Raw genomic sequence first — 19,037 nt, forward strand, 5'->3', positions numbered from 1 at the left:
GAGGAGAAGACGATGGCGAACCTGGAGACCTCGCTCAAGGAGGCCATGGCCATCGAGGGCGCGATCGGCGTGGCCCTGGTCGACTACGGCAGCGGCATGGCGCTCGGCACCCTCGGCGAGGGCGGCGAGCTGGACCTCAACGTCGCCGCCGCCGGCAACACCGACGTGGTCCGGGCCAAGATGCGGGCGATGGAGCTGCTCAACCTCCACGACAACGAGATCGAGGACATCCTGGTCAGCCTCACCAGCCAGTACCACCTGCTCCGGCCGCTCACCATGCCCAACGGCCGGGGGCTCTTCCTGTTCCTGGCGCTCAACCGCGGCCGCGCCAACCTGGCGATGGCCCGCCACCAGCTGAAGCGGATCGAGGTCGCACTGGAGATCTGAGCGGGCCGGGCACCAGGAAAGGAGCGCTGTGGCGGTCGCGCTGTACCAGGCCAAGGCCGAGTTCTTCCGGATGCTCGGCCACCCCGTCCGGATCCGGGTGCTGGAGCTGCTGCAGGCCGGACCGACGCCCGTCCGCGACCTGCTGGCCGAGCTGGCGATCGAACCGTCCAGCCTCTCCCAGCAGCTCGCCGTGCTGCGCCGGTCCGGCATCGTCACCGCCACCCGCGAGGGCAGCACGGTGGTCTACGCGCTGTCCGGCACCGAGGTGGCCGACCTGCTGCGGACCGCCCGGCGGATCCTCACCGGGCTGATCGCCGAGCAGAACACCCTGCTCGCCGAACTGCGGGCCGGTGCCGACTGACACCCGGCCGGGCGCCGGCACCGGCACCGGCCAGGACCCGCCCGGACAGCAGCACCGGCCACGACCCGCCCCGTCACCGGTCGGACAGCAGCTCCGCGAGGCCCGCCGCCAGGGTCCGGTAGTCGTCCGGCCGGTTGTACAGCTGCGCGCTGACCCGCAGCACCCCGCCCCCCGGCCAGGCCCGCACCACCGTCCGGACGGCGTGCCGCTGCCAGAGCACGGCCATCAGCCCGCGGGCCTCCTCCTCGCTCTCGCCCCGGCCCGGGGGCAGCCGCAGCGCCCGCATCGACACGCCCGGCTCGGCCGGCAGCGGGGTCAGCCCGAGGCGGTCGGCCAGCACCGCGCCACCGTGGGCCGCGAGCTCCTCGTTGTGCCGGCGGACGAGGTCCGTGCCGAGCCCGCGCAGCAGCTCGAAGCCGGCCGGGGCGGCCAGCCAGGGCGTGTAGTCACAGGTGCCGCGCCACTCCACGTTCGCCGGGTAGCCCCGCTCGTGCTCCCAGGACACGGCGAGCGGGCGGACCCTGCCGGTCCACTCCGGGCGGACGGCCAGGACACCGGTGGCGCGCGGGGCGAAGGCCCACTTGTGCAGGTTGCCGAACCAGAAGTCGGCCTCCCCCTCGACCGGGGCGGCCAGCATGCCGGGGGCGTGGGCACCGTCCACCACGGTGGTCACGTCGCGCTCGCGCAGGGCGGCGAGCAGGGCCGGGCCGGCGATCCGGCGGGCGGTGGGCGAGCTGATCTGGTCGAGCACCGCGAGCACCGTGCGTCCGCCGACCGCGGCGAGCACGGCGTCCCGGACGGCCTCCTCGCCGGGGGTGTCCAACGGCAGCCGGACGGTGTCGACCCGCGCCCCGACCTCCTCGGCCCGGCGCCGCACCGCCCAGGTCACGGCCCCGTAGCCGTGATCCGTCACCAGGACCCGGTCCCCGGCCGCCAGCGGGACGCTGTCCAGGGCGACCGCGACGGCCTCGGTGGCGTTGGCGACCAGGGCGAGCCCGGCCGGGTCGGTGCCCAGTTCGGCGGCGATCCTGGTCCGGGCGGCGGCGACCCGGCCGGGCAGGTCGGCGAAGAAACCGTCCGGATCGCGCTCCTGCTCCACCCGCAGCCGCTCCTGCAGCCGCTGGACCGGGACGGGTACCGCGCCGTACGACCCGTGGTTGAGGTGGACCACCGCCGGGTCCAGGGTGAACAGCCCGTTCGTACCGGGCAGTGGCACCGGCGCTTCGACGGTCCGCAGGTCCTCGATCACTTCGCCTCCATGGATTGAGATCATAGGTGGTGTGTGACATTTCACATGACGCGCTACTGGTCCAGGACGGTGTCGCGCGGCGAACATCGGGCGGTGACCATCACCGACCCCTTCCTCGACCTCAGCGCCCGAACCGGCCGCTTCGGCTACGGCGCCCCGCGCGCGATCACCCTCAGCGAGGACGGTACCCGGCTGCTGCTGCTCCGTTCGACCGGCCCGGAGGACCGGGTCGACCGGCTCCACCTGCTCGACCTCGCCACCGGTGAGGAGCGCCTGGTCGCCGACCCCGCCGCCCTCGCCCCGGACCGCAGCGGCGACCGGGACGACCTGCCCGCCGTCGAACGCCGGCTGCGCGAACGGACCAGGCTGACCGCCGCCGGCATCGGCACCTTCGCCGCGACCGCGGACCTCGCGGTCGCCGTGTTCACGCTGGACGGGCGACTGTTCCGCGCCGACACCACCGCCGGCACCTGCGCCGAACTCCCCGTCGCCGGGCCCGCCTTCGACCCGCGCCCCGACCCGGCCGGCCACCGCGTCGCCTACGTCGCCGGTGACGCCCTCCACGTCACCCCCGGCCACCCGCCACTGAGCCCCGCCGACGGCGCCCGCTGGGGCGTCGCCGAGTTCGCCGCCGCCGAGGAGCTGGGCCGCTCCCGCGGCCACTGGTGGCACCCGGACGGCACCGCGCTGCTGGCCACCAGGGTGGACGAATCCGCCCTGTCCCGGCGGTACTTCGCCGACCCGGCCCACCCGGACGAGGAGCCCGAGGACTTCGCCTACCCGCAGGCAGGCGGGCCCAACGCGGACGTCCAGCTCTGGGTCCTGGGTCTGGACGGCACCCGGACCCGACTGCGCTGGGACGCCGAGGCGTTCCCCTACCTCTGCGCGGCCCAGTGGGCCGACGCCGGCGAGGTCCTGCTCACCGTCGCCGACCGCCTGCAGCAGAACGTGCTGCTGCTCACCGCCGACCCGGCCACCGGCGCCACCCAGGAACTGTCCCGCACCACCGACGAGTTCTGGGTCGACGACCTGCCGGGCACCCCCGCCCGGCTGGACGGCGGCCGGCTGCTCACCGTGCACGACACCCCCGAGGCGCGCGGCCTCGCGCTGGACGGCAAGCCGCTGGACACCACCGGCCTGCAGATCCGCCGGGTGGTCGGGCGGCTGCGCGGCAAGCTGCTCTGCGAGACCGGCGAGGGCGACCCGGCCGACCAGTACGTCCACCTGATCGACCCGGACGGCGGCGCTCCCGAGCGGATCGGCTCCGGCCCCGGCGTCCACTCCGCGCTCGCCGCCGCCGACACCCTGCTGCTCGTCTCGGCCGACCCCGACGGCGTGCGCCGCCGGGTGACCGGCCCCTCGGGCGAGCTGACGCTCACCGATCTGTCCGCCGCACTGCCCTACCGGGTCGAGCCGCGGCTGGCCCGGGTCACCGAGCACGGTCTGCCCACCGCCGTGGTGTACCCGCGCGGCCACGTGCCCGGCCGCCGGCTGCCCGTGCTGCTCGACGTCTACGGCGGACCCGGCTTCCAGGCCGTGGCGAACGAGCCGCGCCGCTGGCAGCTCCGGCAGTGGTGGGCCGACCAGGGCTACGCGGTCGTCACCACCGACAACCGGGGCACCCCCTTCGTCTCCCCCACCTTCACCCGGGCGATCTTCCGCCGCTTCTCCGAGGCCGCGCTGGAGGACCAGGTCGCCGCGCTGCGGGCGCTGGCCGAGGACCACCCGGACCTCGACCTCGGCCGGGTCGGCGTCCGCGGCTGGTCCTACGGCGGGTACTTCGCCGCGCTCGCCGTCCTGCGCCGCCCGGACGTCTTCCACGCGGCCTGCGCGGGCGCGGCGCCCACGGACTTCCGCCGGTACGACACCGCGTACACCGAGCGCTACCTCGACCTGCCGCAGCACAATCCCGAGGGCTACGCGGCGGACTGCCTGATCGACGACGCGCCGTCGCTCACCCGGCCGCTGCTGCTGATCCACGGCCTGGCCGACGACAACGTGCACCCGTCGCACACCCTGCTGCTGTCCGAGGCGCTCACCCGGGCGGGCCGCCCGCACAGCGTGCTGCCGCTGCCCGGCGTCACCCACATGACCCCGTACGGGGTGAACGAGCAGATCACGGCGGCCGAACTCGCCTTCCTGCGCGGCGCCCTGGGGTAACACGCCGCCCCGGCGCCGCCCCGGCGCCGTCCTGACACCGTCCCGACGCCGGGCCGACGCCGGGCCGACCCCGGGCCGCCGGAGGTCTGTCCTCCTACGGGCGGCCTCCGCTCCCGGCATGACCGGCCGCTCCCTCCGGGGAGCGGCCGGTCGCGTATCCGGGCCCCGCCACCTCGTCCGATGTCTTCCATGTGACCCATGACATGTGAAATATTACCTGCGCTCCATCGACTGTTTCCCGACTCCCCCGACCATCCACCGTCCTGAAAGGACCGGTCAGTTGCGCAGACTGTCCGCGGCATTCGCGGCCGCGCTCACCACGAGCGCGATAGCGGCCGCCCTCCTCGGCACCCCCGCCCAGGCCGCACCCCCCTCCCCCGCCGTCACGGCTGCCGCCGCCGCCCAGGGCACCGAGGAGGGCGGCGCCGAGGCCCCGCCCGGCCCGCTCGCCCCCCAGGAGCGTGAGCGCCAGTCGCTCCGCACCAAGGCACTGGAGCAGCTCAACAAGGGCTCCGTGGCCAAGACTTCGCAGAAGCGGGCACCCGCCAAGGTGAAGATCGGCAACGACTACGTCCAGCTCGCGCAGCAGCGCAAGGACAAGGTCTTCGTCATCCTCGCCCAGTTCGGCGACCAGGTGGACAACACCACCCAGTACAACGGCCAGGCCCGCTACGGCGGCACGCCCGGCCCGCGGCACGACACCATCCCCAAGCCCGGCGCGAGCGACAACCACACGCTCTGGAACCGCGACTTCGACCGCGGCTACTACCAGCAGATGTTCTTCGACGACACGCCCGGCGCGGTCTCGATGCGCAACTACTACCGCACCCAGTCCTCCGGCCGCTACGACGTCGAGGGCACGGTCAGCGACTGGGTCACCGTGCCGTACAACGAGGCCCGGTACGGCAGCAACAAGGGCCCCCAGGGGTCCGGCGCCTGGACCCAGGCGCAGGAGTTCGTCCGGGACGCGGTCAAGGCCTGGTACGACGGTGAGATCGCCAAGGGCCGCACCGTCGCCGACGTCAAGGCCGAGCTGGCCCAGTACGACGTCTACGACCGCTACGACCACGACAAGGACGGCGAGTTCAGCCAGCCGGACGGCTACCTGGACAACGTGATCGTCGTGCACGCGGGCGTCGACGAGACCTGGGGCGGCGGCGCGCAGGGCGCCGACGCCCTGTGGGCCCACCGCAGTTGGGCCTTCCCGGACCCGGCCGGCCAGACCGGCCCGGCGGGCAACCGGATCGGCGGCGCACCGGTCGGCGACACCGGCCTGTACGTCTACGACTACGTCCAGGCCGGCGAGAACAGCGGCGTCGGCCTGTTCGCCCACGAGTTCGGCCACAACCTCGGCCTGCCGGACCTGTACAGCACCAACGGCGGCGACAACAGCGTCAACTTCTGGTCGCTGATGTCCTCCGGCTCGTACCTCGGCAAGGGCAAGAACACCACCGGCGGCTACCCCGGCGACCTCGACGCCTGGAGCAAGCTGCAGTTCGGCTGGCTCGACTACGACGAGGCGCAGGCCGCGACCCGCTCCAGCCACGCGCTCGGGGTCAGCGGCTACAACACCGACCAGGCGCAGGCGGTGCTGGTGCACCTGCCCGACGGCACCACCAGCACCGAGCTGACCGACCCGAACCAGGGTGCGAAGCACTGGTGGAGCGGGACGGGTGACAGCCTGGACAACTCGCTGGCCCGAACGGTCGACCTGCGCTCGGTGACCGGCCCGGTCACGCTGACCGCCGCCGCCTGGTACGACATCGAGCAGGACTACGACTTCCTCGCCGTCGAGGCCTCCACCGACGAGGGGAAGACCTGGAAGGCGCTCGGCGGTACCGTCGACGGCACTCCGATCGGCAACACCACCGCCAACACCCCCGGTCTGACCGGCACGTCCGGCTCCTACCGGCAGCTGTCCGTCCCGCTGGACGGGTACGCGGGGCAGCAGGTCCGGCTGCGCTTCCACGTCACCTCGGACAACAACACCCACGGTCGCGGCGTGCTGGTCGACGCCGTCCGGATCGCCGCCGGCGACACCGAGCTGTTCGCCGACGGCGCCGAGAACGGCACCAACGGCTGGACGGCCACCGGGTTCTCCGTCGTCACCGGCCGCACCGCGGTCACCCAGCACCCGCGCGCCTACCTGGTGGAGAACCGCCGGTACGCGGGCTACGGCGCCTTCCTGAAGACCGGCCCGTACAACTTCGGTTACTCGGGCGTCGACGGCAAGAAGGACATCGTCGACACCTACCCGTACCAGGAGGGTGTGCTGGTGTGGCTCTGGGACACCGGCTACGGCGACAACAACACCAAGGACCACCCGGGCGGCGGGCTGATCCTGCCGGTCGACGCCCACCCGACGCCGATCCGGTTCGCCGACGGCTCGCTGGTCAACGGCCGCGCGCAGACCTTCGACGCGACGTTCTCGCTGAAGCCGACCACCGCCTTCACCCTGCACAAGGGCGGCGTTCCGGTGCGGATCGGCTCCGAGCCGGCCGTGGCGGCCTTCAACGACCGCACCGGGGTCTACTCCGACCCCGCCACGCCGCAGCTCGGCGTGAAGGTGCCCGACACCAACACGAAGATCGAGGTCGTCCGCGAAGCCCAGGGCGGGCGGATCACCACCGTCAAGGTGGGCCCGGCCTCCTGACCCGGCTCCCCGGCGAAGGCCCCGACTCCCGCGCACGCGGCGGGAGTCGGGGCCTTCCCGCGTCCCGGGCACGGGGGCGGGGCGGAGCCGGGGCAGAGCGGGGCGGAGCAGCGCCGAGCGCGAACACCAACCGGCCGCCCACCGGGGCGGCCGGAAACACCACCGGCGCGCCGCCGAAGCGACGCGCCGGTGGAACCCGGTCGAGCGTGGCCCTCGTGAGGTTCCCCGCCACGCCCGACCGGGCGTCAGTGGGAGGACTACCGCCGCAGCGGGCCCTCGCAGTTGTAGTCGGCGGTGCCGGCCTGGCCGGTGGGCCAGACATCGACCTTGCCGAACCAGCAGTTCATGTCGGCCAGGTTGTTGGCGGCGCCGCTGCCCCGGCCGAGCAGGTAGGTGTCGACGGTGGCGGCCATGTCGGCCCGGACCCGGCCGGCGTCGGCCGCGTTGGTGAGGGTGGCGGTGATGCGGCCCGAGCAGCTGAAGCGCATCTTGCTGTTCCAGTCGCCGTTGTCCTTGCAGACCGGGGCGTTCTGGGTCGCGGCGGCGAACGCGGACTGCACCTCGGAGGCCCAGGCGTACCGCAGCGAGCTGTTCGCGGCGTACTTGGTCACCGGGACGTAGAGGGAGTCGGCGAGCGGGATCTCGGCGTCCAGGTAGGCGTTGTACTCGCGCTGGAGCGCGGCGTCCCGGCCGAGGCGGTCGCGCCAGGCGTCGTAGCCGGCCTTGTCGTCGGCGCGCAGCAGGCGGTACATCTCGACCAGCTGGTCGGGGTGCCTCTCCCCCAGCAGGTTGAAGAACGTCGCCGCGTACGGGTAGGCACGGAAGCCCTGGGAGGCCCAGGTGGCGTGCAGGACCTGGTCGACGGTCAGCCGCGGCCTCTTGTCGCGGTCGTCCCAGCCGACCTGGCGGACCATGTACTTGCGGGCCTTCACGCCGCCGTCGCGGGTGGAGCCGGCGAAGTACTCGGCGGTGCCCTCGTTCATGGCGAAGGTCGCGTCACTGGGCCAGCGGCTGGTGTAGCCGTTCTCGGGGATGGCCCAGCGGGCGTTGAGGTAGTGGGTGTACTCGTGCCGGAAGAGCTCCTCCAGGCTGAAGTACGACTCGTCGCTGGTCCGCTGGTAGGTGTAGAAGGTGGAGCGCTCCTCCAGGAACATGCCGCCGTTGTTGACGTCGCCGATCCCGAAGAGCAGGTTCTGCAGGTTGATGTACCGGGACTTGGTGTCGTACAGCTGGATGTCGAGGGCCGGGTGGGTGTCGTCGGCGATCGGCTGGTCGGTGCCCAGGACGCGGAAGAACTGGGCCTTGACCTGCTTGGTGGCGTAGTAGAGCTGGTCGGCGGTGGCCCGGTCGAGCGCGGTGTGGATGTTCAGGGTGCCGTTGTCGTAGCTGTACGTGTGGGGGAGGATCTCCCGCTCCACGTCGGCCCGGCAGACGTTGTACTGGCCGCAGGTCCCGAGCGCGTTGAGCGCCACGCCGAGGCTGGCCCAGGGCTTGCTGAGCCGGCCGAAGACATCGGTGACCTGGCTGAACGTCTGGCCGGCCTGGTCGCGCAGACCGGACTTGAGCGCGTCGATCGTGGTGAACCGGCCGTACTCCAGCATCGCGTCGCCGGCCGCCCACTCGCTGGCGGTGCCCTTCAGGTGCCGGTAGCCCGCGTACGCCCGGAAGGCCTCGCGGTACTCGGCGTCGGCGGCCACCGCGGCGCGGAACTTGCCCTCCGGGTCCTCGAGGACGTTGCCGATGCCCTGGAAGTTGATCTGCAGGGCGCCCTGGACCGCCCAGTTCCAGCCGTAGTCGCCGATGGCGGCGCCGCCGGGGGCGAACACCCCCAGGACGCGCTTGACCAGAGGGATCCGGCCGACCCGCAGCGTGGGCGAGGTGCCGGTCTGCAGCAGCTCACCCATCGTCGAGCCGTTGGTGGTGGTCGGCTCGAACACCCGGGCGTTGGCGGTGTAGCGGGTCATCGCCCGGTCGACGGCCGCCGTGGTGGCCTCGTCGCGGATGTCGATCACGTCGTGGTGGTAGAAGTCGAAGTTCACCACGACGTGCAGGTAGTACCAGAGTTCCTGCTGGTTGAGGTTGTTGGCGCTGTCGAAGGACGGCGCCAGGTCGCTGATCCGGTCCGCCACCGCCCGGACGTGGGCGCCGGTCATCACCTTGGCGAACCGCGCGTCCCAGCCGCCCAGCAGCGGCCGCAGGCACTCCTCGTACGGGTTCCGCCGGTCGGCGAGGAAGTCGGCCAGCTCGCCGGGGGTGAACGCGCTGAAGCGCTCGACGGTGCAGGGCGCGGCCTGGTCGGCTCCGGCGGCGGCCGGCGCGGCCCCGGCCGGCGTCGCGGGCCGCGGCTCGGCGGTGGTCGGCTGGAGCGCCGCGGCGCCCGGCCAGCCCCCGGGGCCGGCCGCGAAGGCACCGGCCGGCGCGGTGGCGGGGTGTGCCACCGCGTCGTCGGGGCCGTACGCGGCCGATCCGGGCGCCCCGGCCGGGGTGCCGGCGGGAGCGGGAACGGCGGCGGCCGGGGTACCGGCCGCCTGGGCGCTCTGCACGAGCGGCGCGGCCAGGGTCACGGCCAGCGCCACCGAGAGCATCGTGGTACGCATGCGTCGGGTTGAAGACACCAGAACTCCTGTGAGTGGGGTTATGAGCAGTCGGTGTCGTGCAGGAACCTGGCGCGTGCCCGTGAGGGGGTGGAGGCGGGACACGCGCGAGGTCCGATCCCGGGGCGCGGCGGGGAGAGGTGTGCGCTCCGAAGGGACCGGCCGGGTGGAAGGGTCGGCCGGGCCTGACCCGTACGGGTCCGCCGCGGAAGCGGTCAGGACGGCGGGCCCGTACGGGAGTCTGTGGGGCGGGGCTACCGTCGCAGCGGGCCCCCGCGGGTGTGGTCGGCGGTGTCCTCGGTGGGGCCGAGGCCAACGCGGCGCGTGGCGCGGGGAGTTGACACCGGTGCTCCTGGATTGTGGGGGGGGTGGGGGTGGAGCGGACGCACGGCTGGAGGGCGTGTCGGTCGGGCACACTCGGAGCCGCACCGCCGAGCGTGGGGGTGCAGGGCGGTGCGGCGGCGGGCGGGCCCGGCAGGGGCCTCAGTTCTCCGGGAAGTGGCAGGCGGCCTCCCGGGCGCCCGGCCCGGCGATCTGCAGCAACGGACGCTCGGTCCGGCAGATCTCCTGGGCCTTCGGGCACCTCGGGTGGAAGCTGCACCCGGACGGCGGGTTGGCCGGGCTCGGCGGGTCGCCGAGCAGCACGATCCGCTCGCGCGCCCGCTCGGCGGCCGGGTCCGGCAGCGGCACCGCGGAGAGCAGCGCCCGGGTGTAGGGGTGCGCGGGGTTGCCGTACACCTGGGCCTTGTCGCCGATCTCGACGATCCGGCCGAGGTACATCACGGCGACCCGGTCGCAGACCCGCTTGACCACCGAGAGGTCGTGCGCGATGAAGACGTACGCCAGGCCGAGCTCGTCCTGCAGCCGCTCCATCAGGTTGACCACCTGGGCCTGGATGGAGACGTCCAGCGCGGAGACCGGCTCGTCGGCGATGACCAGCCGGGGCGAGGTGGCCAGCGAGCGGGCGATGCCGATCCGCTGTGCCTGGCCGCCGGAGAACTCGTGCGGGTAGCGGTCCAGGTGCTCGGGGATCAGGCCGACCAGTTCCATCAGCTCGCCGGCCCGCTTGCGCGCCTCGGCCGCGCCGGTGCCCTGGACCAGCAGCGGCTCGGAGATGATCCGAGCCACCGTCTGGCGGGGGTTGAGCGAGGAGTACGGGTCCTGGAAGACCATCTGCAGGTCCCGCCGGTGCGGGCGCAGCGCGGCCTGGGACAGGCCGCCGATCTCGGTGCCGTCGAAGGTGACGGTGCCCGAGGTCGGGTCGAGCAGCCGGACGATCATCCGCCCGGTGGTGGACTTGCCGCAGCCGGACTCGCCGACCAGGCCGAGCGTCTCGCCCTTGGCGACGTCGAAGCTCACCCCGTCGACGGCCCGGATCGGGGCGCCGGCCCGGCCGGTGCGGCCGCGCTTGCCGGGGAAGGTCTTCACCAGGTCCCGGACCGACAGGAGCGGTTCGGCGGAGCGCGGCCGGTCGGCCGACGACTGGGAGGGCAGCGGTCGGTCGGTCATGAGCGGGCTCCCAGCGGCACCAGTGGCAGGTGGCAGGCGGCCTGGTGGCCGGGGACGAGCGGGCCGAACGCGGGGCGTTCGGCCACGCAGCGGGCGTGCTCCTCGGCGGTGGCGGCGGCGGTGCGGGCGCAGCGCGGGGCGAAGGAGCAGCCGGGGGCGGGGGCGATCAGCGACGGCGGGCTGCCGGGGATGGCCCGCAGCGGGGCGTCGTCGGTGTCGTCCAGGCGGGGCAGCGAGTCGAGCAGCCCGCGGGTGTACGGGTGCGCGGGGGCGCCGAACAGCCGGTCCACGGGGGCCTGTTCGGCGGCCCGGCCGCCGTACATCACCAGCACCTCGTGGGCGACCCGGGCGACCACGCCGAGGTCGTGGGTGATCATGACGACGCCGAGGCCGCGGTCCTCCTGGATGCGGGCGATCAGGTCGAGGATCTGGGCCTGGACGGTGACGTCGAGGGCCGTGGTGGGCTCGTCGGCGATCAGCAGGTCGGGTTCGCAGGCGAGTGCCATGGCGATCATGACGCGCTGGCGCATGCCGCCGGAGAACTGGTGCGGGTACTCGTCGACCCGGCGGGCCGGTTCGGGGATGCCGACCTCGCGCAGCATCTCCACCGCCCGTGCGCGGCCGGCCTTGCGGGAGGCCTTGAAGTGCACCCGGTAGTGCTCGGCGATCTGCTCGCCGACGGTGTAGAAGGGGTGCAGGCTGGACAGCGGGTCCTGGAAGATCATGGCGATCCGCCGGCCCCGGATGCTACCCAGCTGCCGCTCCCCCAGCCCGTTCAGCTCCTGCCCGGCGAGCCGGATCGAGCCGGTGACGGCGGCGCCGCGGTGCAGGCCCATCACGGCCAGCGAGGTGACGGACTTGCCACTGCCGGACTCCCCGACCAGGCCGAGGGTCTGCCCGGCCGCGACGGTGAAGGAGATGCCGTCGACGGCCCGGACGGTGCCGCGCGGGGTGTCGAATGAGACTGCGAGATCCTCGACCTCCAACAGTGCCATCAGTACCTCACTCTCGGGTCGACCACCGCGTAGAGCAGGTCGACCAGCAGGTTCGCCGCGACGATGAAGAAGGCCGCGAGCAGGGTGACGCCGAGGATGACCGGCTGGTCGGAGCGGATCAGCCCGTCGTAGAAGAGCCGGCCGACCCCGGGCAGCCCGAAGATGGACTCGGTGATGACCGCGCCGGCGAGCAGGCCGCCCAGGTCGATGCCGAAGATGGTCAGGATGGGCGTCATCCCGGAGCGCAGCCCGTGCTTGACCGTCACGGTCAGCGCGGGCAGGCCCTTGGCGCGGGCCGTGCGGATGTACGGCTCGGCCATCGTCTCGATCATCGAGTTGCGGCTCTGCCGGGCGTACGTGGCCGCGTACAGCAGGGCCAGGGCGATCCAGGGGAGCAGCAGGTTGGAGGCCCAGCCGAACGGGTCCTCGGTGAGGGCGTGGTACGACGGGTAGGGCAGCAGGCCGGCGGATCGCACGACGCCCCAGATCAGCATGATCGAGGTGAAGTAGACCGGCAGCGAGGCGGCTCCGACGGAGAGCACCGTCAGGATCCTGTCGGTGACGCTGCCCTTGCGCAGGGCCGAGGTGACGCCGGCGCCGAGGCCGAGTCCCAGCCAGAGCACCGCCGCGCCGAAGGCCAGCGAGATGGAGACCGGCAGGCGGTCGGTGAGCAGGTCCCAGACCGGCAGCCCGTACTCGTACGAGTAGCCGAGGCAGGGGAAGCCGCAGTGCACGGCACTGGGGCCGCTGCCGTAGTCGCGGCCGGCGAAGATGCCGCCCAGGTAGCTGCCGAACTGGCTCCAGATCGGCTGGTCCAGGCCCATCGCCACCTTGACGGCGGCGAGTCGCTCGGGGCTGCACGTCTTGCCGCAGGCGGCCGCGGCGGGGTCGTTGGGCAGCAGGTAGAAGATGGTGAAGGTGATGGCGCAGATGGCGAGCAGGATGCCCGCGACGCCGATCAGCCGGCGGCCGAGGTAGATGATCACGACCGGCCTCCCCGGGGGTCGAGGATGTCGCGCAGCGCGTCACCGAGCAGGGTGAAGGCGAGCACCGCGATGAAGAGGAAGACCGTCGGGATGAGGAAGTACGTCGGGTCGGTCTCGTAGTGGACGATGCTTTCGGAGATCATCTGCCCCCAGGACGCGGTGGGCGGACGGACGCCGACGCCGAGGTAGCCGAGCGCGGCCTCGGTGGCGATCATGCCGGGGATCAGCAGCGTGGTGTAGGCGATGATCGGGCCGGACACGTTCGGCAGGATCTCCCGGGTGAGGATGCGCCAGGAGCGGGCTCCGCCGACCTTGGCCGCCTCGACGTACTCGCGGTGCTTGAGCGACAGCGTCTGACCGCGGACCACCCGGGCGATGCCGGGCCAGCCGAACAGGCCGATCACCAGGGTCATCAGCAGGATCCGGTTGACGTCCTTGGCCACCGACATCATGGCGATCATGAAGATCAGCGAGGGGAAGGACATCGTGAGGTCCATCAGCCGGGAGAGCGCCGCGTCGATGCGGCCGCCGAAGTAGCCGGCGGCGATTCCGGCCAGGGTGCCGGCGACCACGACCAGGGCGGTCGCGGTGAACGCGATCAGCAGCGACACCTGGCCGCCGTGCAGGACACGGGCGAACAGGTCGCGGCCCGAGCCGGGTTCGACGCCGAGCCAGTGCCGGGAGCCGATCCCGCCGAAGGCGCCGATCGGCGTGCCGCCGATGTACGGGTCGACGGCGCGCTTGTCGAACTCCTCGGGGGTCCAGCCGCCGAGCGAGCTCAACGGGCCGGCCAGGGCGGCCGACAGCACCAGCACGGCGACGGTGATCAGGCCGAACCGGGCCGAGCCCTTGGCCCACAGCTGGTCCCAGACCAGCCGCCAGGGCCCGCGCCCGGCGGCCTTCGCGGGGCCCGCCGCCGTGACCTCCACGGCGGCGGGCTCAGTGGTTGTACTCATCGGTGACGGTCCCTCAGCCCTGGCTCTTCGCGGGGTCCTTGAGGCCGACCACAGCCATGTCGATCATGCCGGCGAAGCCGGAGTTGCCGAACGCGCCGGCCACGTTGGTGCCGACCAGCAGGGGGCGGCGCTGCCACATGAGCGGGATGGCCGGGGCCTTCTTCACCAGGTCCTCGTCGAGCTGCTTCCAGGCGGCGTTGGCCTCGGCCAGGTCGGTCATGGCCGCGATCTGGTCCATCCGGTCCATGGTGGCCTGGTCCCGGAACTGGCTGTAGTTGCCCTGGTTGCCCTTCTCCTTGATGGTGCGGCCGTCGAAGAGGAAGGGCAGGAAGGTCGCGGCGGACGGGTAGTCCGGGCACCAGCCGTTGATGTACAGCTCGGGGGCGTTCTTGATGTCGCCGACGGCGTCGGCGACGGCGGACGCGTCCACGGTGTTGACGGTGACCTGGACGCCGGCCTTGGCCAGCGACTGCTGGAGCGCCTCACCGCGGCTCTTGTCGCCGATGGAGACGGTGAGCGAGACCTTGAGGTCGCTCTTGCCGGCCGCCTTGAGCAGGTCCTTGGCCTTCTGCGGGTCGCCGGCGGCCGGGATCTGCAGCGGGTCGGCCTTGACGCCGCCGGTCAGCGCGGGCGGCAGGAAGGAGGTCGCGACGTCGGCCATCGCCGGGCCGCCGAACGCGGTGACCTGGGCCTCGCGGTCGACCGCGTACATCATCGCCTCGCGCACCTTCGGGTCGTCGAAGGGGGCCTTGGCGTTGTTCAGGTACAGCATGTCGGTACAGCCGGTCCGCTCGGCCACCATGCGGGACTTGACGTCCGCCTTGGGCAGCACCTTGGCGACGGACTCGTGCTGCATCCACGGCATCTCGACGGTGGAGGCGTCGGCGCCGTCGCTGGCGATGATCCGGTCGTCGACCTGGCCGCCCTTCAGACCCTGGGTGACCACGATCTTGTCCGGGTAGGCCTTGCGGACCGAGTCGGAGGCCTGGTCCCAGTTGGTGTTGCGGACCAGCACGAGCTGCTTGCCGCGGTCGTAGGACTCGATCTTGTACGGCCCGGAGGAGAACGGCCGCGAGTCGTACTGGGTGCCCTTCTCCTGCGCCTGCGGCACCGGGGAGAAGGTCGGCAGGGTCGCGGTGTACGAGAACTCGGCGACCGGGCGCTTCAGACGGAAGACGATGGTCTTGTCGTCGGGGGTCTCGATGCTGGACAGGTGCTCACCGGTCAGCGGGCCCTTGTAGTTCTCACCGCCGGCCAGGTACTGGACGGCGTAGTCGGGGCCACCGGTGAGGTCCGGGGAGAAGGACCGCTCGACGTTGTACTTGATGTCGGCGGACTTGATCGGGCTGCCGTCCTCGTACTTCAGACCGTCGCGCAGGGTGAAGGTCCAGGTCTTGCCCCCGTCGGAGGACTTGCCGAGGTCGGTGGCGAGGTCCGGGACGATCTCGCTGCCGGCGGCGCCCGGCTCGGCCTTGAACGTGACCAGGGTGCGGTAGATCAGCCGGGTGCCGAAGTCCATGTGCGGCAGCACCCAGTTGCGGGCGGGGTCGAGGTGGGCGAAGTCCTGGTTGGTCAGCACGGTGAGCGTGCCGCCCTTGACGGGGGTGCCGCCGACGATCGAGCCGGCTTCAGCGCCCGGGCCCTTGGTGTTGGTGGCGGCCGCGCTGTTGCCGGCGGTGTCGCTCTTGTCGTTCTTGCACGCCCCGAGACCGAGGGTGAGTGTTGCCGCGAGGGCCGCCGCGAGGGCGGCGTGGGTGCGCCTGGTCATGTGCAACTCCGCAGTGGGGGGCCGCCGTTGAGGCCCGTCGTCCGACCCCGGAGGTGATCCGGAGCCCGACCGGGAGGGCGACCTCGGCGGGTCTAGCCGCTCCACGGTGTGACCCGTAACATAGTAATGTGAAATTGCACTGCACAAGAGATGACGCATCCCGTTATCGAGCTGTGTCCCGTGCAGCCCCCCCGCCCCGCATAGGAGTCCCCCGGTGACCCTCCGACAGACCGGCCTCAACACCAGCAGCCACGACCTGCCGACCTCCCCCGCGCTGGAGGCCTACATGGCCACCGCCTGGGCCCCCACCCCGCTCGCCGACGACCGGCGCGTCCCCGGCTACGCCGTCCTGCCCGGCCGCCGCGCCCGGCTCTCCGCCGCCTTCCCCGGCGAGCGGCTGATCGTCCCCGCCGGCGAGCTCAAGGTCCGCAGCAACGACGACGACTACCGGTTCCGCCCGCACACCGCCTACGCCTGGCTCACCGGCCTCACCGGCGAGGACCAGCCCGGCCACGTCCTCGTCCTGGAGCCCGCCGGCCCCGAGGGCCACGAGCCCGTGCTCTACCTGCGCCCGCGCTCGCCGCGCGGCGGCGACCCCGTCCGCGGCAGCGAGTTCTACCGGGACCGCCGCTACGGCGAGTTCTGGGTCGGCCGCCGCCCCGACCTCGCCGAGGCCACCCGCCTCACCGGCCTGCGGACCGAGCACCTCGACGACCTCGACAAGCTGCTCACCGGGCCGCAGCCCAGCACCCGGGTCCTGGCCGGCGTCGACGGCGTCCTGGACGCCGCCACCGACCGGCCCGGCTCGCCCGCCCGGCGCGAGGGCGACGCCGCCCTCGCCGCGGTCCTGTCCGAACTGCGCCTGGTCAAGGACGCCTGGGAGGTCGAGCAGCTCCAGCTCTCCGTCGACCACACCGTGCTCGGCTTCCAGGACGTCGTCCGCGCCCTCCCCGCCGCCCTGCGCCACCCGCGCGGCGAGCGCTGGATCGAGGGCGTCTTCAACCTCCGCGCCCGCGCCGAGGGCAACGGCACCGGCTACGACACCATCGCCGCCTCGGGCGCCCACGCCTGCGTCCTGCACTGGATCCGCAACGACGGCGCGCTCGACCCGAACGCCCTGCTGCTGCTCGACGCCGGCGTCGAGACCGACACCCTGTACACCGCCGACATCACCCGTACGCTCCCGCTCGGCGGCACCTTCACCTCCGCCCAGCGCCAGGCCTACGACCTGGTGCTCGCCGCCCAGGACGCCGGCATCGCCGCGCTGCGCCCCGGCGCGCGGTTCCGCGACTTCCACCTCGCCGCGATGCGGGTCTTCGCCGAGGGGCTCGCCGACTGGGGCGTCCTGCCCGTCTCCGCCGAGCAGGCCATCGCCGAGGAGAGCGGCCTCTACCGCCGCTACACGCTCTGCAGCAGCGGCCACATGCTCGGCATGGACGTCCACGACTGCGCCAAGGCCCGCACCGAGACCTACCTCGACGGCGTCCTGGAGGAGGGCCACGTCCTCACCGTCGAGCCCGGTCTCTACCTCCAGCCCGACGACGAGACCCTCCCGCTCGAACTGCGCGGGCTCGGCATCCGCCTGGAGGACGACCTCGTCATCACCTCGGACGGCGCCCGCCTGATGTCGAACGCGCTCCCCCGCACCGCCGCCGCCGTCGAGTCCTGGATGGCCGAGCTGCTCGGCTGAGCGCCGCCGCACGACCGGCAGGGGGGCTCGGGCTCAGGCCACCTTGATCGTCCGATCCCCCTGCCGCACGGTGACCTCCACCTCGCCGCCGATCGCCGCCGCGTACGCGCGCAGATTGTCCAGGCTGTCCACCTGGCCGTGCTCGATCTGCGACACCCGCGCCTGGCTCACCCCGAGCAGCCCGGCCACCTCCTTCTGCGTCAGCCCGACCTTGCGCCGCAGCTCCGCCAGCTCGTGGCCGCGGATCCGCGCCAGCGACTCCTGCCGCATCCGCGCCCGCTCGGCCTCCGCCTCGGGGGTCGCCAGCGCGGGGTTTCGGCGCTGTGCCTCGGCCCACACCTCGGTGCGCGGTCTCCCTTCTCCAACTCATCGACGTACTGCTCGTACCGGCCCTCCGCCAACGGAATGTTGACGTCGTACCACCGCGACCACTGACCGGACTTGTCACCGGCGACCAGGAAGATCGCCTCTCGCTCGGCATCGAAGACGAACAGCATGCGGATGTCGCTCTTCCCTGCCGATCCCGGTCGTAGCTCCTTCAGGTTGCGCAGCCTGCTCCCTTGAATCCGGTCCCCCAGCGGGCGGCCGAGCAGCGGCCCTCTCCGGCCAAGACCGGACCACCGCGCCGCGCTTCAGCGCCGGGCCGACCGCCACAGCTCCCTGACGATCTCCGCGGCCGGCCCGCTGCGGGCCGCGCGGTGGCCGGTGCCGGCCCACAGGTGCATCGCCCCGGTGTCCGCCCGCCCGGTGGCCGCCGCCCGCAGCGGCTGGGTGAGGTGGTGCACCTCCGGGTAGGCCGCCGGCGCGTAGGGCTCGTACCGCTCGATGAACGCGTTGCGCAGACCGCGCGCCGGACGGCCGGTGAAGGCCCGGGTCACCACCGTGTCCGGGAAATCGGTCAGGGCGGCCCGGTGCGGCGCGGAAGCGCCGGACTCGTCCGCGCGCAGCAGCGCCGTCCCCAGCTGGACGGCCACCGCCCCGGCCCGCAGCGCGGCCGCGACCGCCGGGCCGTCGGCGAGCCCGCCCGCCGCGATCAGCGGCAGCGTCGTCACCGCCCCGACGGCGGGCAGCAGTTCGAGCAGCGGGACGTCCCCCGGCCGGTCCGCCACCCCGTGGGTGGCCCGGTGCCCGCCCGCCTCCGGGCCCTGTACGCAGAGCGCGTCCACGCCGACCGCCTCGGCGCGCCGCGCCTCCTGCGGCGTGGTCACGGTGGCGACCTGGTGGACCCCGGCCGCCCGCAGCGCCCGGACCTCCTCCGGGGAGGGCAGCCCGAAGGTGTACGACACCACGGGGACGGGCACCGGGTCGGCCAGCAGCGCGGCGATCTTGGCGTCCCAGTCGTCGCGGTCCGGCGCGATCGCCTCCGGCAGCCGCACGCCCCACCGCTCGGCCTCCGGCAGCAGGTGCTCGCGGTAGGCGCGGACGGCCCGCGGGTCGCCGGGCCCGGCGGGCACGAAGAGGTTCACGCCGAACGGCCGGTCCGTCACCTCACGCACCCGGCCGATCTGTTCGGTCATCGCGGCGGCGCTCCGGTACCCCGCCGCCAGGAACCCCAGGCCGCCGGCGGCGTTCACCGCGGCGACCAGCTCCGGCGTGGACGCCCCGCCCGCCATGGGCGCGGCGATGACGGGGACGGCGAGTTCGTCGAGGCGGACGGCCATGGCGGGTTCCTCCACTGCGCGCGACGGTTCGGCCCCCAACCCTACGCCCGCGTCCGCCCGCGGCCCGG

At 73.1% G+C, this 19,037-nt stretch carries 15 protein-coding genes; 5 read left to right on the plus strand and 10 right to left on the minus strand.

Translation table 11 applies throughout. From position 1 onward, the window contains the following. Nucleotides 1-12 precede the first annotated feature (12 nt). Together ACIQTO_RS14100 and ACIQTO_RS14105 are read left to right on the plus strand one after the other, a co-directional pair. Nucleotides 13-387 carry a hypothetical protein gene (locus ACIQTO_RS14100; protein ID WP_402387503.1) on the plus strand — a complete coding sequence of 125 codons (375 nt, stop codon included), beginning with the start codon at nucleotides 13-15 and terminating at the stop codon, nucleotides 385-387. A 28-nt stretch (nucleotides 388-415) separates the two neighbouring features. Next, on the plus strand, nucleotides 416-748 hold the full coding sequence (locus ACIQTO_RS14105) for an ArsR/SmtB family transcription factor (protein WP_402387506.1): 333 nt from the start codon (nucleotides 416-418) through the stop codon (nucleotides 746-748). Between the two features lie 73 nt (nucleotides 749-821). Here ACIQTO_RS14105 and ACIQTO_RS14110 read toward each other — a convergent pair whose 3' ends face one another. Further along, a complete protein-coding gene (locus ACIQTO_RS14110) occupies nucleotides 822-1,997 on the minus strand; it encodes an aminotransferase class V-fold PLP-dependent enzyme (protein WP_402387509.1) in 1,176 nt (391 codons plus the stop codon). A gap of 93 nt (nucleotides 1,998-2,090) precedes the next feature. On the opposite strand from ACIQTO_RS14110, the gene ACIQTO_RS14115 reads away from it, so the two are divergent. Next, the gene (locus tag ACIQTO_RS14115) at nucleotides 2,091-4,157 is read left to right on the plus strand and encodes a prolyl oligopeptidase family serine peptidase (RefSeq protein ID WP_402387513.1); all 2,067 of its coding nucleotides are present in this window, start codon (nucleotides 2,091-2,093) and stop codon (nucleotides 4,155-4,157) included. Between the two features lie 280 nt (nucleotides 4,158-4,437). Then, the gene (locus ACIQTO_RS14120) at nucleotides 4,438-6,810 is read left to right on the plus strand and encodes an immune inhibitor A domain-containing protein (protein ID WP_402387516.1); all 2,373 of its coding nucleotides are present in this window, start codon (nucleotides 4,438-4,440) and stop codon (nucleotides 6,808-6,810) included. A gap of 257 nt (nucleotides 6,811-7,067) precedes the next feature. On the opposite strand, the gene ACIQTO_RS14125 is transcribed toward ACIQTO_RS14120, so the two are convergent. The 6 genes from ACIQTO_RS14125 to ACIQTO_RS14150 all read right to left on the minus strand — a co-directional run bounded on the left by ACIQTO_RS14125 (nucleotide 7,068) and on the right by ACIQTO_RS14150 (nucleotide 15,618). After that, nucleotides 7,068-9,407: a collagenase gene (locus tag ACIQTO_RS14125; protein ID WP_402387519.1), complete on the minus strand. Its 2,340-nt coding sequence runs from the start codon at nucleotides 9,405-9,407 to the stop codon at nucleotides 7,068-7,070. A 480-nt stretch (nucleotides 9,408-9,887) separates the two neighbouring features. After that, the gene (locus tag ACIQTO_RS14130; RefSeq protein ID WP_402387522.1) at nucleotides 9,888-10,913 is read right to left on the minus strand and encodes an ABC transporter ATP-binding protein; all 1,026 of its coding nucleotides are present in this window, start codon (nucleotides 10,911-10,913) and stop codon (nucleotides 9,888-9,890) included. Next, nucleotides 10,910-11,908: an ABC transporter ATP-binding protein gene (locus ACIQTO_RS14135; RefSeq protein WP_402387525.1), complete on the minus strand. Its 999-nt coding sequence runs from the start codon at nucleotides 11,906-11,908 to the stop codon at nucleotides 10,910-10,912. Before ACIQTO_RS14135 ends, ACIQTO_RS14130 begins: the two co-directional genes overlap by 4 nt. Next, on the minus strand, nucleotides 11,908-12,894 hold the full coding sequence (locus ACIQTO_RS14140) for an ABC transporter permease (RefSeq protein ID WP_402387528.1): 987 nt from the start codon (nucleotides 12,892-12,894) through the stop codon (nucleotides 11,908-11,910). Before ACIQTO_RS14140 ends, ACIQTO_RS14135 begins: the two co-directional genes overlap by 1 nt. After that, nucleotides 12,891-13,850, minus strand: a complete 960-nt coding sequence (locus ACIQTO_RS14145; RefSeq protein ID WP_402387531.1) for an ABC transporter permease — start codon at nucleotides 13,848-13,850, stop codon at nucleotides 12,891-12,893. Before ACIQTO_RS14145 ends, ACIQTO_RS14140 begins: the two co-directional genes overlap by 4 nt. 13 nt (nucleotides 13,851-13,863) lie before the next feature. Then, the gene (locus tag ACIQTO_RS14150; RefSeq protein ID WP_402387534.1) at nucleotides 13,864-15,618 is read right to left on the minus strand and encodes an ABC transporter substrate-binding protein; all 1,755 of its coding nucleotides are present in this window, start codon (nucleotides 15,616-15,618) and stop codon (nucleotides 13,864-13,866) included. Between the two features lie 214 nt (nucleotides 15,619-15,832). Between ACIQTO_RS14150 and ACIQTO_RS14155 the strand changes: the two genes are divergently transcribed. Next, nucleotides 15,833-17,308: an aminopeptidase P family protein gene (locus ACIQTO_RS14155; protein ID WP_402387537.1), complete on the plus strand. Its 1,476-nt coding sequence runs from the start codon at nucleotides 15,833-15,835 to the stop codon at nucleotides 17,306-17,308. A 33-nt stretch (nucleotides 17,309-17,341) separates the two neighbouring features. On the opposite strand, the gene ACIQTO_RS14160 is transcribed toward ACIQTO_RS14155, so the two are convergent. The 3 genes from ACIQTO_RS14160 to ACIQTO_RS14170 are packed head-to-tail and all read right to left on the minus strand — an operon-like array spanning nucleotide 17,342 to nucleotide 18,969. Next, a complete protein-coding gene (locus ACIQTO_RS14160) occupies nucleotides 17,342-17,614 on the minus strand; it encodes a helix-turn-helix domain-containing protein (protein ID WP_402387744.1) in 273 nt (90 codons plus the stop codon). Continuing rightward, a complete protein-coding gene (locus ACIQTO_RS14165; RefSeq protein ID WP_402387747.1) occupies nucleotides 17,509-17,901 on the minus strand; it encodes a type II toxin-antitoxin system RelE/ParE family toxin in 393 nt (130 codons plus the stop codon). Before ACIQTO_RS14165 ends, ACIQTO_RS14160 begins: the two co-directional genes overlap by 106 nt. Before the next feature lie 39 nt (nucleotides 17,902-17,940). After that, a complete protein-coding gene (locus tag ACIQTO_RS14170; RefSeq protein ID WP_402387540.1) occupies nucleotides 17,941-18,969 on the minus strand; it encodes a nitronate monooxygenase in 1,029 nt (342 codons plus the stop codon). Nucleotides 18,970-19,037 lie beyond the last annotated feature (68 nt).

Source organism: Kitasatospora sp. NPDC091207, assembly GCF_044768625.1.
GTDB lineage: Bacteria > Actinomycetota > Actinomycetes > Streptomycetales > Streptomycetaceae > Kitasatospora.

Bases quoted from the DNA above. Each gene is read 5' to 3' on its own strand.
- ACIQTO_RS14135 (WP_402387525.1), bottom strand. From the start codon at position 11,908: ATGGCACTGTTGGAGGTCGAGGATCTCGCAGTCTCATTCGACACCCCG.
- ACIQTO_RS14145 (WP_402387531.1), bottom strand. From the start codon at position 13,850: ATGAGTACAACCACTGAGCCCGCCGCCGTGGAGGTCACGGCGGCGGGC.
- ACIQTO_RS14100 (WP_402387503.1), top strand. From the start codon at position 13: ATGGCGAACCTGGAGACCTCGCTCAAGGAGGCCATGGCCATCGAGGGC.
- ACIQTO_RS14130 (WP_402387522.1), bottom strand. From the start codon at position 10,913: ATGACCGACCGACCGCTGCCCTCCCAGTCGTCGGCCGACCGGCCGCGC.
- ACIQTO_RS14150 (WP_402387534.1), bottom strand. From the start codon at position 15,618: ATGACCAGGCGCACCCACGCCGCCCTCGCGGCGGCCCTCGCGGCAACA.
- ACIQTO_RS14125 (WP_402387519.1), bottom strand. From the start codon at position 9,407: ATGCGTACCACGATGCTCTCGGTGGCGCTGGCCGTGACCCTGGCCGCG.
- ACIQTO_RS14170 (WP_402387540.1), bottom strand. From the start codon at position 18,969: ATGGCCGTCCGCCTCGACGAACTCGCCGTCCCCGTCATCGCCGCGCCC.